Here is a 17930-nt window from a genome sequence, read left to right as displayed (position 1 = left end):
AACTGCATACTGCCGAATGTAGACTGTGAACAGCGGACTTTTTAAAAGATAATTAGAGATTGACAAATTTTAAAAATTGTGTTACTCCCTCTTAGTCTGCGGAGGCAGACTTCGTTTGTGTAGACGCGGTTTCAACCGCCGAGTCCCTTAATTCAGCGGCAGGACGATCGCAAATTCCGAACCTTCTCCCAGCACCGATTCGCAAGTTAGTTTACCGCCGTGGGTTTCTTCCACAATTTGCCTGCTGATAGACAACCCCAAACCCGTACCTTTTCCTACTCCTTTGGTAGTAAATAAATGGTCAAATATTTTCGACTTGATCTCCGATGACATCCCTTGACCGTTATCTTTGATTTTAATCACCACGTTGTTGTTATCCTCCGAGAGATGAGTGATAATGGCGATCGTATTCGGTAAAGCTTCAATTTCAGCGTAAGTGCGACCCTGATTGAATTCGTCAAAACACTCGATCGCATTTGCCAGCAAATTCATAAATACCTGATTCAGTTGCCCAAAATAACATTTAACTGACGGGATATCTCCGTATTCTTTGATAATTTTAATCGCGGGGCGAGTATCTTTAGCTTTCAGACGATACTGTAAAATCATCAAAGTGCTGTCGATGCCCTCATGAATATTTGCTGACACTTTATTCGCACTGTCAGCGCGAGAAAAAGTCCGCAAAGACTTGCTAATATTGCGGATGCGCTCTGTACCTGATTTCATAGATAAAAGCATTTTCGGCAAATCTTCAATCAAATATTCTAAATCAATCTCTGATGCTTTATCCTGTAATTCATCTCCAGGATTAGGAAATTTTTCTTGGTAAAGTTGTAAGCAATCAATCAAATCTAAGCTAGCCTCAGCAGCAGCATCAAGATTGCCCGCAATAAAACCAAGCGGATTGTTAATTTCGTGAGCAACCCCTGCAATCAAGTTGCCTAGAGCCGACATTTTTTCGCTTTGAATCAGTTGCAGTTGCGCCTGTTGCAGTTCATTGAAAGATTTTTCTAACTGTTGAGATTTTTCTTTCTCGCGCGCGTACAAACCAGCATTTTCTACAGCAATAGCAACTTGAGAAATTAACACTTTGAATACTTCAACTCTCTCTGCTGTAAAAGCTCCTACTGTCAAAGCATTTTCTAAATAAATTATTCCGCGCCGCTGAGATTGATAAATAATCGGCAAACAGAGAATTGATTTGGGTTGATATTTCTGAATGTAGGCATCTACGTTAAAAGGTTCCGCGACAGTCGCATTGTCTAAAACTAGATGCTTTTGACTGCGGTGTACGTAATTAATCACAGACAGGGGAACATCTTGACTATTTTCTACGGGAATAGAGGGTAAGAGTGTCACTTTATCCTCCGCAAAACTTCCAGTAGCTTCTATGCAGAGGATCTCGTTTTTCACCAGCAGCAGCACTACTTTTTGAGCCGCTGCATTTTCTAAAATAATTTTGATTAATTTGGTCAACAATTTTTCTAGAACAATTTCACCATTAATGGCTTGCGCCGACTTAATAAAAGTAGCTAAGTCTAATAAATCGCCTAAACTACTACTGGTAGTATTTCCCGTGGTAGTGCGGGTGACATCGAGGGTTGGGGTTGGAATTGTGCGCGTCTGTGCTGCTAAGAAAGGATGTGTTGATTCTAAGTGTTTAACTTTAGCGATGGCTCCCCAATGGATATATCCATAATAGGCTTTAGTCAGATATGCTTGAGAAACTATCTCTTTACCCAAATATTGATAAAATTCTCCTGCTAATTCATAGGCTAATGCTTCCTCTTGAATGTAACCGTTTTTTGCGGCTCCCTCAATTGCGCGATCGTACAATTCCATTGCTTCGGTATTTTGCCCCAACACTCGCGCTGTTTCCGCTGCTACCAAGTCGTATTTGTGTTGATAATTCATCGGAGCATGAACTGCCCATTTTTTCATCTTCTTTTGGTTTTGCAGCACTTTTTTCAAATATTGCTTTTGTTCCCCTTTGCCAGTTGCTGGATACAAAGCTATCATACTGAGAGATGAGTAAAAATTATTCAGAGCAACCACATCGAATCCGGCTACAGACTCCTCATGTTTCTCAAATAACCTTGAATTTTCTAATGCTTGAGCATAGTTTTTGAATATAAAATTAAGCTGAGTTTTGGCATGATAAACCAAACCCACTAAAAAAAAGTTTTTAGATTCTATTAAAATGGGGAGCGTTTTGACTTCATTAAATCTCTCACCGACTAAATGACAGGGTTCGACAGCTTGACCGAGCAAATTGAGGGCTGTCTGCCTGCCTATACTTATATACTGTACAGCCATTTCTAGTTTAGATTGCTGCATTAGTTTCATATATTTACCAGTCTCCTGTTCCACCAAATCTAGCGGCTCTCCTATCGACATTTTGTTTAAGCAATATGCACCTATAGCATAACCAGCAAATTCCAAATTTCCAGTTTCCATCCCATTTGTAAAACCTTCTTTGAGATCGCCTAATCCTGACTTGAGAGCAGCTTTCCAGTGGTGAATAAAAGAACCAAATGTTGGATAAACTCTACTTTTGATTGAACGGGAGGGAAATTTGTCTAACAGCCTAATTGCCAGTTGACCGAATTGGTATGCCAAACTAATGTCCCCTAGCTTGCACATAACTACGCCATAATAAACGTAGGCAATACTTGCATAAGGCGAATTACCGTATTTAATACACAGCTTGACCATCCTAAATGCCAGCAGCGGTATCAGTGGGGGTTTTGCCTGAATAGCACTGCTGAGAATCCCTGATAAAATCCGCATGGCTGCTTGTTTTTCGGGATCAATCATTTCTGGCAAGTTAGCTAAATCCTCAATTCGTTTCAATCCCAAGCTCAGTTTGGTATTACTCAGTCCCGCCATAATATGTAGCGCGTGGGGATTTTGAGGAAAAGAAATGCCTAAAAGTTTCAGAACTTCTAGTCCTGTGTTGAGTGCTTCTACCACTCTATTTTGAGCGTTATAAGACTGGATTTGAAGTTCATAAACATTCACTTTCTCGAGTAAAGTTTTAGCTTTTTGCAGTACAACATCAACCAGCTTTCTTGAATCTTCATAGTTGATATTTAAGTATTCAGCTTCGGCTGTTGACTCGTAGATTTCTAACGTTAAGTCATAGTGACATTGCCAAGAATCTGCCGGCAATAATTCCATAGCAACCCGCAAATACCTAACAGCAGCTTCATAGGCCGCCGCCGCTTTGGCTTTGCGTCCAGCAGTTAAATTTAATTGTGCCAACTGAGTTTTTTCTGACTGTTGGCTAATCGTCTCAATTCCGACATTTAATTGATTGACGATATCAAATATGTTTTCTTCTAGCTTGTCTGCTGGAGTATTATTTAACAGTAATTGACCGATTTTTAAATGGGTTAATTGCTTTTGGTCTTCGGGAATGAGCGAATATGCGGCTTGCTGAACGCGATCGTGCAAAAATTTGTAAGTAACCCGCGAAGTGTCTAACTTGAGGTTGATTGATTCGGCTCGATCGAAAACTAAAGGAATGCGATAGGCATCACTCAATGGTAGAATTAACCCGGATTGTAAAGCTGAATAAAGTTCAGTTGCTGTAGTATTAGCTGACTTTTCGCTAACAAGTGACAGCACATCTAGAGTAAATTTATCTCCCACGCAAGCTGCTAGCTTCAACACTTCTTGCGTGGGTTCGGGCAGCTTTTTAATGCGAGAAGCTACCAGTTCCACCACACTTTTATCGGTGATTCCTATGGCTTGGATTTCATCGATACTCCAATACCAGCCACTGTGATTTCCCTGATTGGTAATGCGATCAAATTCAAATTTCAAAAGAGAGTCTTGATAAAGTGCTTGGAGTAATTGGGTCAAGAAAAAAGGATTGCCACCCGTTTTATTCCAGATTAAATCGGCTAGATTTGTTACTTTTTCTGTGCAAGTGTTAAGTGTTTCAGTGACTAATTCCGTCACATTTGCTAAATCAAGCGGTTGCAACACGATATTGTTGACTATTGTACCAGTTTTTTCAAGTTCTTCTACGGTCTGAATTAAGGGGTGGGTCGGACTAACTTCATTGTCTCGATAGGCACCGATTAGCAGCAAATATTCCTGGTCAGGGTCAGTTATTAGTATTTGCATCAACTTTAATGTTGCTGAATCTGCCCACTGCAAATCGTCTAAAAAGATAACTAGGGGGTGTTCTTTTTGGGCGAAAACGCGAATAAATTCTTTGAATACCCGATTGAATCGATTTTGGGATTCTATAGGGGCGAGTTCTGGGACTTCTGGCTGTTTGCCGATGATTAATTCAACTTTGGGAATTACGTCGGCAATGACTTGGCCCTCTGTTCCCACTGCTGTTAAAATTTTAGTGCGCCATATTTCTAATGAAAGTGCACTTTCGGTTAGCAATTGCCGCAGCAAGGAGTTAAATGCTTGGATTAATGAGGCATAAGGAATGTTGCGTTTTAATTGGTCAAATTTGCCGCTGATGAAGTAACCTTTTGACCTGGTAATTGGTTTGCTAACTTCGTTGACTACGGCTGATTTACCGATGCCTGAGTAGCCTGATACTAGCATTAATTCGCTTTGGCAATGGGCGAATTTTTCTGTATTTTGGTTGGGTGGAAAAGATGCGGCTGAAAGGGTTTCTGCATTGGGGCGGGCGGGTTTTTCTGTATTTAGGTTGGGTGGCAAAGATTTGGGTGAACCCGCCCCTACACGTTCAAATGCTGCTAATAGTTCGTTGACTTGTTGTTCTCTACCGTACAATTTTTGGGGGATTAACAATTGGCTGAGAATATCTAAGCGTCCGGGGATGAAGTCGGCAATTTGTCCGGTGGTTTCTAACTGATGCAAAGCAATTTCTAAGTCGGCTAACAATCCGGCCGCACTTTGATATCTATCTTCGGCATTTTTTGCCATCAATTTCATTACTATCTCTGAGATGGCGACAGGTATTTCTGAATTGATTTGATGGGGATATATTGGTTGAACTGCGATGTGGCTGTAAACTATTTCTAATGGGTCGTTGCTGCGGAAAGGCAATTTTCCAGTCAGCATTTCATATAATGTGATACCAAGGGAATAAAAGTCTGTGCGGTAGTCGAGGGTGCGGTTCATTCTCCCGGTTTGTTCGGGTGACATATAGGCTAAGGTGCCTTCGACTGAGTTGGGGTTGTTAAATTGCGGGTTTTCTTTGTTGAGTTGTGTAGCAATGCCGAAGTCGGTTAGTTTTACTTGTTTTGTTTGCGAGTTAATTATGATGTTGCTGGGTTTGATGTCTTTGTGAATAATGTGGTGAAAATGCAGGTATTGTAAGGCTTTGACTATTTGGAGGGCGATGTTTAATTTTGCTTGCAGACTCAAGGTTTCTCTTTCTAGCAGTTGGGCGAGGGATTCGCCGCCAAAGTCTTCTAAAACGATTCCTAATCGGTGGTCAAATGTTTCGATCCTGATGGCTTTGACGATTTGTTCGCTGTCTAAATTTTGGCTGATTTGATATTCGTGTTTGAGCCTGGTAATGGCTTCGAGGGTGGGATATTCGGCTTTGAGGACTTTCAGAATTACTGGGGGCGAGTCTGTCGGTGTTTGTCCGCGATAGATTATTGTTTCAACGCCTTCGTGCAGAGTAGAAATTATTTGGTATTCTGATAAGGTTAACATCACTTAAGTTATAAATTACAGGACATAATTGGGATTAGATTAACACTACTTAATCTAGATTTGGTGTGATTCCGATCGTGTATTTGGCGATTTCCCATCACACGGAATATACAAGAAGTGACAATGTGGGCTTGGTCGTTGGTGTCAACAAACATCTTAAATGTAATATTGGTCTTGTGTGTGAGTCCCGGATGTTTTCGCGGCACCGTTTTTCAGGGGGATGGGAGCGATCGCACGCAGGCCTCAAACAGGAGGAGATGGGAGCGATCGCACTCCGCCTCAAACGGGCTATTGAACGGGTTATCAATCGCTGACTACCGTAACTTCACAGATAGTAGAAATAGATTCCGGTTCAGGTAAAATACGCACGCGGGCGAATTTTAAACCGCTGACTCCTTGGAGTGATTCTACCATGCCCGTCTGAACTTTTGGCTCTACCCAACCTTCGCGAGACAAGTAGCGCAAGTATTGTTGGTACTCTTCCCATTCGTCTTCGGTTGAATAAACTACCGTTAACATTCCTGGCTGGGTAATTCGCTCTTGTGCGTCTTTGTCAACGGCTTTTTCGATCCGCTTTTTGACGAGTTCATAGCGGATGTCGCGAGTGCCTTTGACATCAAACATTTTTTCGGTGTTTTCGTTGTGAAAAATGTCGATCGTGGTATTCTGCACTAAGACTAAATGTGCGAGTTCCATGTTGATTTGAGACTCGGCTTGCAGGCGAAAAACTGTGCGGCCGCAATCGCAAATAGCTCGCAGTTGTTCGTACCGTAAACTGTGTAGGTGAAACTGGCTGAATGTGGGGTCGATCGATTTTCCTGCATAAATCATGTGATCGATGCCGTCGGTGCATTCGATATCGCAGTAGTGGGGCAAAATTTGCTGCATTTTTTCTTGCCAGCGAGCCCAGGTTTCTTGAAGTTTGGTGCTGATTAGGTTCAACATTTGGTCGTAGCGGTTGCGATCGCTGTAAACGCAGTTGTGCTCATTTTCACAGGCTGCTTGGTAAGCTTTAACTGCTGCCTGAACCTTGGGCCCGCACTGCACAAAATAGTCAAAATATACTTCTAAACGCTCGTTTAAATATTCGGCTGCTCGCACCTCCATATCGACTGTTACTTTTTGTTTTAAATGCTGGATGTAGTCGAGCAAGTCGAGTCGCAGTTGCTCGCCGAGGTGGGTAGTTTGTGTTTCGCAAACAGCATCAGCTATGACTAAACCTAAGCGAAATTGTTCGAGCAAATCAGTTTGAATGGCTCGGTTTCTTTCGTCGCTAGAACCGCGAATGTCCGAAATTCCGTATAGCGGATGAACATCAGCAAATACGATTGTTTCTGGAGGTAGTCCCCAACTTCGCCTTTCTGCTTCTTGAGCGAACCGCCACTCGACTGCGGGGTGGATGTTGTGAATGTGGGTAAACCGCTCCTGGATGGCTTGCCGCAGGGCTGCAATGAAGGCGGGAATGAGTTCTTGGGCGTGTTGAGCGTCAATGCCGTTGAAGTGGTTTGGCCGATCGCACAACAGCCCCACGACTCCCAAAATCCGTACCCCGCACCCCTCGCGGGTGACGGATTTGACTACGAGGGGCACCAGCAGCATCGATCGAGTTCCCATTCTCCGCAAAGTTCGATCGCACTCGGTTTCGCACTCCCTACGCAAGTCTGGCACATTCCAAACTTGATTTGCTGCTGTGGCCTTCAAAAAGTGAGAAGCTTCTAGGGAGTGCATTGAATAAAGAATCGGCTGCAAATGTTGGCCGTCTTTTGCAACTAATAGCTGTACCTGTTCGCCGTCGGGGCGCAGCAGCAAAGTGCCGTCAGCATGGAAGAGGGATCGCAAACACCGATCGATTCTCTCAAATTTCTCTGGCCGCAGCATCGAATCTTGATCGATCAATAACTGAGTCAGCCGCCGAATTTGCTCCTGCACAGTGACATCAAAACCTTCTAGCAACAGCAAGCCTTCTACGCGATAATTATCCAACTGCAATCGATCGGCTAAATTCTCCAGTTGATTCGGCTGCATCAGCCAAGCTTCCCGTTCCGCTACAGGCATTAATCTTAAAGAAATATCCGCAAATTCATCTATTTTTGAGTCAATTCGAGTAATTTTCAACTGTTCCGAACCCAGCCAAAATTCTATAAATCTAGGTTCTCTGTGTTTGGGATTTTTTACACTCGCCATGACAGGTTCTTCTAGCACCCGTAAACCGTCGATGTCAATTTGATAATATTGCTTAAATACCCAGTGCAAAAGGTGGCGGCGGTACAATTGTTCTGCTGTTTTGCCGTCCCCATCCTCGAATAGTTGCAGCAGAGTGATGTCGGTTTCTGCAAACAAACCGTTGGTAGATTGAGTTGCCAAGGACGTTTCCTCCCAACCTGCCAAGCGACAAAATGCCGCGTTAGCGTACCGCAGGGCAAAAGTTCCTGGTTGCATTACTGCGATTAAAACGCGACGATCGCCGAGAAATTGAAACAATCGCTGTAAATCTTGTTTCCACGTTTTCAAGGGTTCAATTTCTGAAGATTGACTGGGTACTTGGCCCGCCAAAGCTTCCAGTAGCTGTTCTATACTTGGTTCGCTGGGCAGATTGTTACTGTCTGGCTTTGTTGGGACGATATCTGTCGCTGGCAGTGATTTTACGGAGTTGTTGTTTTGATGGGAAGACGATTTAGGAGTAGACATGAGTAAAACACCTGAAAGCAGTGGATTTTGCCAAAAAATGTCAGCGATCGGCGATTATGGCTTTGTAAAGAGCTTATATCCTGTTTGTAAAGTTTGTGTATGGGTATCGGAAACTGGGTTTTTTCTCGGAGGATGGGCCCAGGGACTTTTACTTTTATTCACAAACAACCTCTCAGTCTCGACGTTATAGGTGATATTAACGTGTTTACTGCCTGGGGGGTAACACCCATTATAAGCGGTAGACAGTAGCGGATAGTGTCAATCGATTTTAGATTTTCTATTTTAGATTAAAGAATTGACCCTACGGATAAATGCGGGGGCTTGAGGATTTTCGATTTTAGATTTTGGATTGATTCCACGGATAAATCACGTGGCGGGTACCATCAAAAAATTCGTGTCAGCAACTAATGCTATTTGACTAAAAGGCGAGATATATAGCAGGTTTGGGTTGAATGAAGCACAGCCCTGGTAATTGGGAATTGGGAATTGGTAACTGATACGATCGCGTAACCGAAGTATTGATAATTGTAATTGACTATAGCTCAACAGGTTGCTTGTCATTAATTGAGAAAATAAAAATTGCAGCCCAAATCCAAACATTCTTGCTATTTGGCAAGAGAATAATTAAAATGTATAATACAGCTAAGAGGATTTTTGAAAGGACATAGTTATGGCTTTAACGGTTAACAATCTTATTGGCGATGTGACGGGATTTCCTGTATTTGCTGGGGGCGGGCCACGTCTTTTGGCATTCGCTACACCCGATGAGATTAACGTAGGGAATGGAAATTTGGCGTCTTTTCCCTGGGGAGTTTGGGGACTCGATGGCAACGATACTATAGGAGGTTCGTCGGATTCTAACGAACGGCTGTTAGGAAATAACGGCAATGATATTATCGGTGGTGGTGGCGGAAATGACATAATTTACGGCGGGAAAGAGGACGATCGCCTGGATGGAAATGATGGCAACGACGTAGTTAGGGGCGACGCCGGAAATGACCTGATCTTCGGAGGGTTCGGAAACGATATCCTGCGGGGAGGGCAAGGAGACGACGATTTAGAGGGCAATGAGGGCGACGATTTCTTAGCAGGCGATCGGGGAGTTGACGTGCTCACGGGAGGCCTCGGTGGTGACATATTCGTCCTCAGAAGCAACGATGAAGCATTTGGTATAAATGGAGCCGATGTCATTACCGATTTTAACTTCGACGAGGGCGATCGCATCGGTTTGACGGACGGTTTAACAGAACTAGACCTTTTCTTTGAAAACGACAATTTGATTGCTTACGATAACGACGGAATCATCAACGACATGGTGATTGAAAACATATTTACCGGACAGATTGTGGGGATAGTTTTAAACACGGACAACTTTGAACTTATCGGTGCATTTGAACAGGCAAGTCCGTTTGCTTTGGCAGTTAACGGTTCTCAATTCCAGTTTTTGGCTTAGTTATTTGTAGGGAATTAGACTGGCAAAATCCCCCATAACCCCCCTTAACAAGGGGGGAACAAGAGCGATCGAAGTCCCCAATTTCTCCCTTTATATATTATTATGCTAATCTAAAAGTAGAAACTAAAAATCGGGTAAAGTATATATGACCATTGCCACTCACCCCAAATTAACTGCACTCCCGGAACAGCGGTTGATTTTGCCGCTATCAATGACTTGGGAACAGTTCAAAGCTCTGGATTCCTTGCTAGAGTACACTCGCAGTGTTCGCTTGTCTTACCTCGACGGATATGTGGAAATTATGACACTTTCGCCGGAACATGAAACCATTAAATGCCTGCTGGCAGGAATGTTAATGATCTTTTTCTTAGAAAAAGATATTAGTTTTACACCGACAGGGAGTGCTACACTCCAAGGGGAAACAAAAGGCAGCAGCAAGGAACCAGATTTATCTTACTATTTTGGCGAAGACAGACGGCAGCGAGAAACACCCGATTTGGCGATCGAAGTTGTTTTTACTAGCGGAACTATTAATAAACTGGAATACTACCGCAGATTTAACGTAGGGGAAGTTTGGTTTTGGGAAGACGGAGTATTTTCGATTTACCAACTGCACTCGGAGGGTTACGATCGCGTTTCTGGGAGTATGCTGTTGCCGGATTTGGATCTAGAATTGCTGGGGAGATGCCTGCAAATGTCCGAAGAAAAAGAAGCTTTGAAAGTGTTTCGGGACGCAGTTAGAGCTGGTTAACCTAGAAGATATACAAATAAAATATGGCCTAGTAAGGCCGGCAATGGCGGAAATATACGAAATGTACGAAATGTCATAAAAATCGAAATCATCTGAAAACATCAGGGTTTCTGGTTTTCAGAAATTTTATTTTAATCTATACTATTCGGAGTATTAGGGCTTACGCATTTCGACCAAAGAAACCGGGTTTTTTACCGAATCTGTGGTAATAACGGGTCTTCGGGGCAAAAAACCCGGTTTCTGGACTCCCATGCGTAAGTCATAAGTATAAAAAATCTTACTCTTCAGCAAATATCTATGAATAGGGATTATTCGCGGTTTGATTCCCTCGCCAGCATCCTCGCAGGAACAGTAACAGTAGCAGGAATAGTCGTCTTTGCAGCAGCACCTGTTTTCGCAAAAACTCCCCAAGAAATTGCCAAATTCGCTGAATCTGTCACCGTTCAAATTAACAGATCGGATAAGCGTGGTGGAACGGGATTTATTATTGCAAAACAAGGTACAACCTACACTCTCCTGACAGCTAACCATGTAGTTGATGATGATAAACTTACCTATACAATTCGCAGTCATACGGGAAAAAACTATCCAGTAACCCGTCGTGTACTATTACAGAAAGGTCAGAATGCTCCCGATTTAGCAGTGGTAACATTTAACAGTGCAGATTCTTATCCTGTTGTCACTTTCGGCGATTCCGAACAAGCGACAGTTGCTACACAAATTTTTGTGTTTGGCTATCCAGGTATTCCGGCTAGCAGAAACCAGCACCAAAAAGAGCGCAATTTCGAGTTTGTGCCGGGCTTCGTTACAAGCAGAATTTCAAGTCATCCCCAAGGGTATAATTTGCGCTACAATGCTGTCACGAAAGGGGGAATGAGTGGAGGGCCTGTATTTGATGGAGAAGGGCGGGTAGTTGGAGTTCATGGAGAGGGCGATCGGGATTACGATCCTGTCATTGACGGAAAAGTTATTACAGGTTTAGCCGATATTAAAACAGGATTTAATTCAGCGATTCCTATCAACACTTTTATAGCTAAATTATCCGAAGCAGGTTTAAATCGATCGGCTCTTTTGATAAATACCTCTCCAACTGCTACTGCACCTCTGAAACTGAACAATCCGCAAGATGCTAAGACTTATTATGTTCGCGGTTTAACTCGGTTTGACAAGGGAGATTTGTCAGGGGCTGTTGCCGATTTTAACCAAGCAATTCAAACTCAATCTGATTACGCGGAAGCTTATTTCTATCGAGCCCTCGCTTATTCCGATTTGAGACAAATGCCCAAAAGTATCGCTGATTATAGCAAGGCGATCGCCCTAAATGCCGGTTATGTTGACGCTTACTACAATCGGGGGCTGGTTTTGTCGGCAATGGGAGACAAACCGGGGGCGATCGCAGATTATACTCAAGTCATCCGCTTGGATAGAAACTTTGCAGCGGCTTACAACAACCGAGGATTAGCACTTTCGGACTTGGGCGATCAAAAAGGGGCGATCGACGATTTCAATCAAGCGCTGCAAATTAATCCCGGTCGCGCTAACACTTATTTTAACAGAGGATTAGCGCTGTTTCGCATCAATAACGATCGCTCTGCCTTAGCTGATTACACTCAAGCGATTCAACTCAATCCCAGTTATGCTAAGGCTTTTGCTAACCGAGGAATTACGTTGGTGAGAATGGGAGATAGACAAGGGGCGATCGCAGATTTGCAGCAAGCGGCTCGTTTATTTAGGACTCAAGGAATGAATGCAGATGCTCAAAAAGCATTAGATTTGATTGCTCAACTGCAAAGACAATAAACGTTATGATATAATCGACGATCGGATTGCAATTAATCCTGTAGGGGCGGGTTCACCAACAATATTTGACACAAACAAACAGGTAAAATAAACCCGCCCCCACCCACCATAAGGTAGGGGCGGGTTCACAAACAATATTTGACAGAAACAAACAGGCCAAATAAACCCGCCCCGGCCCTATTCGTGGGTGGGGGCGGGTTTATAAATACCCTGGATGTGAATCAGAAATCTTGGCGAACCCGCCCCAACAGGATTTTCGTAATGCTGATTTCTCCCTAAAACCTCACCGTCACCAAAATCACCCGCCGAGGCTGATCTTCCGCTTCAATAGTATACTCTACACGCCCAAAACCTCTCGGCCCCGGTTCAACTAAATCATAGCGAGATGTCACCGTACCTGCGGCTGTATCGTATTGAGCAAAAACAGCACCGGGATTCCTCCCAGCAGACGCATCCGCATCCCCTCCCCAAGAGCCCCAATCATCCAATCGCGATCGAGTTGGCAATACAGAAGCCGCGATTTCAGGAGGTGTTAATCTTTGATCGGCTAAGACTTGTTGAGCGTTATGAATAGCGCACATTGTCGGCCCAGAAATTTTGGCATCGCTGTATTGATCTTCCCACTTTTGCACGAAGCCAAAGCCAACATTCGGGCCGACTCGATCCTGTCTTTGCCGCCCCCACAGCCGACTGGTATCAGCAGCAAAATTGGAACCGCTGCCAGTTACCGCTAATTCGGTTCTTTTGCTGGTAAAATTGCGGTTAACAAATTCTTTGTCTGCGGTGCGAATGGCGTTAGCGGCCGCTGGTTCTATTTTACTGCTAACATTAGTATTGCCTTGTACGATTGGTGAGAGAACGCCGGGGATGGGCTGTGCTCCACAATATTTTTGAATTCCGTTAAAAACGCGATCGGCTGATAAAGCACTAATCGGAAATTCTAGGGAATAAGCTTCGGCAGGTTTGGGGAAAAAGATGCCGGATGTTGCGGAAGCAGCAAAAGAAGCGCCACCCCAGATGATGATACGATTAAATTGACGGCGGCTGATACTCATAATTTATCGACTCCCTGGAGAGCGTGCTCCCGGCTCAATTTGAGCTTTCATAAAGTAGTAGGGAGTAAAACTCTGACAATTTGTGGCTCTAGCACAAAATACTTCTACTGCTAGACTTTTGCCATTGCTAATATCTACTATCATTGTATTTACTTGACCTCGATCGCCAGTGCGAGAAGCTACTTGATTTCCGTCAACATAAACATCTATTCGTGCTGGTGGGGAGTTTTCGGTATCAGGAATCGCAAACTCCAATCGGAGAGAAGCGGGGCCACCTGGAAGCCTACAAGTTATAGCGGTACGATTTTGAATATATAAAACAGTGGTGTAAATTTGTCTTCCGACAGAAATATCTCTTTGGCTAGCCTTCCAGCTACCCGATCGCTGAACACATTGCAGGTCAATCAAAGGAATAGGCCGCTGGGCCTGGGCCACCTGTGCCCCAACAGTTGCTAGAGTAAAAGACAACACCCCAGCCGTGAGCAAACCACTGAGCCACCGCACTCGCTTCATAAAAATATCCTGCTAATACCTTAATCAATTAATATAAAGGATGAGCTGTGTAGGAAAAGTCCTGACTTTAGATAGATGACAAAATCAAAAATGTCACAAGTGTACGAAATGTCAGGTATAATGAATGACGTAAACTCCAGCTTCTCCCTAATCTATGGATATTGCCGAAGTTTTGACACTGGCAGATGAGCTAATTTTTGCTAAGACGGGAAAGCATTTAGATTACGTGCAAGAAGCTATTCTGCGGGGAACCTTACAAGACATAACTTACACGCAAATTGCTCAAGAAGTTTACTCAAGTCCAAGTCATGTCAGAAATGTCGGATCACAACTTTGGAAAATACTTTCTAAAGAATTAGGAAAAAATATTACTAAAGCAAATTTTAGGACTGTATTAGAAAATAGTAAAATTTATAATTATCAATCAGCAATCGTTGGCGAAAATGTAACAGTTGGTGAGAATGTAACAGTTAATCATAACCTTAACGTTTGTTCTGAAAAAGTGCGATCGCCCAAAACACCCCAAAACCCCCAACCAACAGCAAAACAGCCCCGCATCGACTTAGGCGACGCACCAGAAATATCGACATTTTTCGATCGCACATCCGAACTTTCCACCCTAGAAAACTGGATTTTAGACCGCACCCGTCTCATCAGCATCTTAGGCTTATCCGGTATTGGCAAAACCGCCCTGACACTCCAACTAATCCCACAAATTCAACAGGAATTCGATTGCATCATCTGGCGAAGCCTCCACAACACGCCACCCCTACAAACACTCCAAACCGACATAATTAAATTCCTATCGCAGCAGCAAGAAACTAACCCCCCCAACCCCCCCTTATCAAGGGGGGGCGAAGAGATCAAGCCTCCGTCTCCGTCTCCCCCCCTTAGCAAGGGGGGGTTGGGGGGGGTTATAGAATATTTGCGATCGCATCGCTGTCTCATCATCCTCGATGACGTGCAAACAATCTTCAGCAGCGGACAACTAGCAGGAAACTACAAACCAGGCTATGAAAACTATGGCGCATTCTTCAAACAAATCATAGAATCATGCCACAACAGTTGCCTAATTTTGCTCAGTTGGGAAAAACCCAGAGAAATTGCAGCATTAGAAGGCCATCAGAAAAATTGTCAAACATTGCAACTCAATGGTTTAGGCGAATCAGCGCGAGAAATATTCACAGAAAAAGGCTTAGCAGAATCAGAAAAATGGTCAGACTTGATAGACCTTTACCGAGGCAATCCCTTGTGGTTGAATACAGTAGCCGCTGCAATTCAAGACTTATTTAGCGGCAATGTTTCCGATTTTTTATCCTATGATAGCCTAGTCTTAGGAGACTTAGAATATTTATTGCACCAACATTTTCAGCGTTTGTCAGACTCCGAAAAACAAGTAACGTCTTGGTTGGCCAATCAAAACAAAGCAGTCGAAATTTCCAAAAAACCAGCCCTTCTGGAATTATCCCCTTCAGAATTCCTCAAAGCCGTCGAATCCTTGAGACGCAGGTCATTAATGGAAAAAGTCGAAAAGGGCGATCGCACCCTCTTCACAGTCCAACCGGCGATCGCAGAATACGTAAAAACCAACATCAAATAACTTCAAAACCTCCAAATATAAAAACAATCGCCCTTCTACATAAGATCGCCTGTTTTTTTGGGAAGGGCGATCGCTTCAAATCAATAATCAAGCAAACAGCAAGTTTTCTACTAGAGTTTTAGGTTCTGGGAGAGATTTACCATCTACCTGATATTCTTCAACTAAAAGCTCTAATACCTCTACTGCATTCTGCAAAGCTTCTTCGTAGGTATCTCCATGAGTGTGGAACTGCTGAGATGGAAAATCAGGTAAGTGAACTAGGTAGCAGTTATCTTCATCCGACCATTGAATAACAATTATATAAGGTAATTTCATGATTCAGCTTCCTCTTCTTCAATTGCTTTCAATATTCCAATTTTTCGATTAACTTCTCTCTCTAAATACAGTTTCGCATCATCGCCATCATTTCCAGCAATGGTAATTGGTTCATGATAGTAGTAAAGGATGAACCCATCTTGTATGGCTGCCTTTTGCCGAACGATAAGTAAACCCAGCTTTTAGCAGCAGGCTTTTGAGTTCTCGAATCTTTTTGGGCATAAGCAGACATTAAAATTGTGGCAAGGTGACGGAAATACTTTAATCCTATTCCAGAAAGTAGGGTTTGTCAAAACGTACCCTACTACATTAATTTGAATTAGTTTCAGCATCAATCCGCGTAAAAACTCACATCTTATAGCAGTTTTAGGAACAGGCAAGATGCCTGTTCCACAACACATGAATAATTTGCTTGTGGGTTGGGCTTCTAGCCCGCCCTGAAAGGATTATTGAAAAATTAGCAAAACATTAATCCAAACAGCCCCATTTAGCCTTAAAATTAAAAAGACTGACTAGCCAACAATGCCCTATGTTTGAAGCCCTTGCCGATCGACTCGAATCCACCTGGAAAAAACTGCGCGGACAAAATAAAATCTCCGAGTCCAACATCCAAGACGCGCTCAAAGAAGTCCGCCGCGCCCTCCTGGAAGCCGATGTCAACCTCCAAGTCGTCAAAAACTTCATCTCAGAGGTAGCGGCAAAAGCACAAGGCGCAGAAGTCGTTTCAGGCGTCCGTCCCGACCAACAATTCATTAAAATCGTCCACGACGAACTCGTGCGCGTCATGGGGGAAACCAACGTACCCCTAGCCACCGCCGAATCCGGGCCCACAGTTATCCTGATGGCAGGTTTGCAAGGAACGGGGAAAACCACAGCTACCGCCAAACTAGCGCTGCACCTCCGCAAACAAAATCGTACCGCACTGCTAGTCGCAACCGACATTTATCGACCAGCCGCGATCGACCAATTGCTGACACTCGGCAAACAAATCGACGTACCAGTATTTGAATTAGGCAAAGACATTGACCCCGTAGAAATTGCCCGCCAAGGCATCGAACACGGCAAACAAATCGGCATCGATACCATCATCGTCGATACAGCAGGCCGCCTGCAAATCGACCAAGACATGATGGCAGAATTGGCCCGCATCAAACAAACAGTACAACCCCACGAAACGCTGTTAGTTGTTGATGCCATGACCGGCCAAGAAGCAGCAAATTTAACCCGCACCTTTCACGAACAAATCGGCATTACCGGCGCAATTTTAACCAAATTAGACGGCGACAGCCGCGGCGGTGCAGCCTTATCCGTGCGGCAAATATCCGGTGCGCCGATTAAATTTGTCGGCGTCGGCGAAAAAGTGGAAGCCTTGCAACCATTTTATCCCGATCGCATGGCATCGAGAATACTCGGCATGGGCGATGTCTTGACGCTAGTAGAAAGAGCGCAAGAAGAATTTGACATCGCCGACGCCGAAAAAATGCAAGAGAAAATGCTCACGGCAAAGTTTGACTTTACCGACTTTCTCAAGCAAACCAGACTGTTAAAAAATATGGGTTCCCTCGGCGGCATCATGAAAATGATTCCGGGGATGAACAAACTCTCAGATGAACAAATGCGGCAGGGAGAAGTGCAGCTAAAACGCACCGAAGCCATGATTAATTCGATGACAGTTGAAGAACGCCGCAATCCCGAACTTTTAGCAAGTTCTCCATCCCGCCGCCGCCGCATCGGCAAAGGCGCCGGCTACGCTGAAAACGACGTAACAAAGCTGGTGAGCGACTTCCAGAAAATGCGTACCATGATGCAGCAAATGAGTCAAGGCAACTTTACAGGAATGGGAGGATTGCCGGGAATGCCGGGAATGCCTGGAATGGGCGGCCCCGGAGGAATGCAGCCCGGTTCCCGTGGCTATATGGGTGCCCAGCAGAAGAAGAAAAAGAAAAAAGATAAGCCAAAAAAAGGTTTTGGACAGTTGTAGAAAGCGTCAAACATATTGCACGATCGTCAAAAATTTGTAGATACTGTCTTGAACTGTCAAGGGGTAGCGAGTAAATAATTGGGGTCGAAAGGCTTTTGGGACTTTAAAATTCC

The 17930-nt window shown here is 43.9% G+C and carries 11 protein-coding genes and 1 pseudogene; 6 read left to right on the top strand and 6 right to left on the bottom strand.

What is annotated here, in order from left to right:
- Positions 1 to 147 precede the first annotated feature (147 nt).
- The gene (locus QT987_RS03890; protein ID WP_333237430.1) at positions 148 to 5661 is read right to left on the bottom strand and encodes a protein kinase domain-containing protein; all 5514 of its coding nucleotides are present in this window, start codon (positions 5659 to 5661) and stop codon (positions 148 to 150) included.
- A 65-nt stretch (positions 5662 to 5726) separates the two neighbouring features.
- Here QT987_RS03890 and QT987_RS03885 point away from each other — a divergent pair, with 65 nt between their 5' ends.
- Positions 5727 to 5975: a hypothetical protein gene (locus QT987_RS03885; RefSeq protein WP_333237428.1), complete on the top strand. Its 249-nt coding sequence runs from the start codon at positions 5727 to 5729 to the stop codon at positions 5973 to 5975.
- Here the strand turns inward: QT987_RS03885 and QT987_RS03880 are convergent.
- Entirely contained in the window at positions 5965 to 8349 is a 2385-nt protein-coding gene (locus tag QT987_RS03880) for a GAF domain-containing protein (RefSeq protein ID WP_333237426.1), read from the bottom strand. The two genes, QT987_RS03885 and QT987_RS03880, sit on opposite strands and share 11 nt — an antisense overlap.
- Before the next feature lie 670 nt (positions 8350 to 9019).
- Here QT987_RS03880 and QT987_RS03875 point away from each other — a divergent pair.
- The 3 genes from QT987_RS03875 to QT987_RS03865 all read left to right on the top strand — a co-directional run bounded on the left by QT987_RS03875 (position 9020) and on the right by QT987_RS03865 (position 12353).
- On the top strand, positions 9020 to 9802 hold the full coding sequence (locus QT987_RS03875) for a calcium-binding protein (protein WP_333237424.1): 783 nt from the start codon (positions 9020 to 9022) through the stop codon (positions 9800 to 9802).
- 145 nt (positions 9803 to 9947) lie between these two features.
- Positions 9948 to 10553: a Uma2 family endonuclease gene (locus QT987_RS03870; RefSeq protein ID WP_333237422.1), complete on the top strand. Its 606-nt coding sequence runs from the start codon at positions 9948 to 9950 to the stop codon at positions 10551 to 10553.
- Between the two features lie 297 nt (positions 10554 to 10850).
- Positions 10851 to 12353, top strand: a complete 1503-nt coding sequence (locus QT987_RS03865; RefSeq protein ID WP_333237420.1) for a tetratricopeptide repeat-containing serine protease family protein — start codon at positions 10851 to 10853, stop codon at positions 12351 to 12353.
- A 275-nt stretch (positions 12354 to 12628) separates the two neighbouring features.
- Here the strand turns inward: QT987_RS03865 and QT987_RS03860 are convergent, their stop codons facing one another.
- Both QT987_RS03860 and QT987_RS03855 read right to left on the bottom strand, forming a co-directional pair.
- Positions 12629 to 13408, bottom strand: coding sequence for a Tat pathway signal protein (locus tag QT987_RS03860; RefSeq protein WP_333237418.1), 780 nt, complete (start codon positions 13406 to 13408; stop codon positions 12629 to 12631).
- Between the two features lie 3 nt (positions 13409 to 13411).
- Positions 13412 to 13921 (bottom strand): hypothetical protein, encoded by a 510-nt coding sequence (locus QT987_RS03855; RefSeq protein ID WP_333237416.1) that lies wholly within the window; start codon positions 13919 to 13921, stop codon positions 13412 to 13414.
- Between the two features lie 154 nt (positions 13922 to 14075).
- On the opposite strand from QT987_RS03855, the gene QT987_RS03850 reads away from it, so the two are divergent.
- Positions 14076 to 15521: an NB-ARC domain-containing protein gene (locus QT987_RS03850; RefSeq protein ID WP_333237414.1), complete on the top strand. Its 1446-nt coding sequence runs from the start codon at positions 14076 to 14078 to the stop codon at positions 15519 to 15521.
- Positions 15522 to 15608: 87 nt separating this feature from the next.
- On the opposite strand, the gene QT987_RS03845 is transcribed toward QT987_RS03850, so the two are convergent.
- The gene (locus tag QT987_RS03845; RefSeq protein WP_190739090.1) at positions 15609 to 15836 is read right to left on the bottom strand and encodes a type II toxin-antitoxin system HicB family antitoxin; all 228 of its coding nucleotides are present in this window, start codon (positions 15834 to 15836) and stop codon (positions 15609 to 15611) included.
- A pseudogene (locus QT987_RS03840) lies at positions 15833 to 16058 on the bottom strand (type II toxin-antitoxin system HicA family toxin). The gene QT987_RS03845 and the pseudogene QT987_RS03840 overlap by 4 nt, the downstream one beginning before the upstream one ends.
- A 307-nt stretch (positions 16059 to 16365) precedes the next feature.
- Between QT987_RS03840 and ffh the strand changes: the two are divergent.
- Positions 16366 to 17817, top strand: a complete 1452-nt coding sequence (gene ffh / locus QT987_RS03835; protein ID WP_333237412.1) for a signal recognition particle protein — start codon at positions 16366 to 16368, stop codon at positions 17815 to 17817.
- Positions 17818 to 17930 lie beyond the last annotated feature (113 nt).

This window comes from Microcoleus sp. SVA1B4 (genome assembly GCF_036700545.1).
Classification (GTDB): Bacteria; Cyanobacteriota; Cyanobacteriia; order Cyanobacteriales; family Microcoleaceae; genus Microcoleus.
The sequence above is the reverse complement of the archived record's forward strand: the minus strand, read 5'-3'. Positions and strand labels throughout refer to the sequence as shown.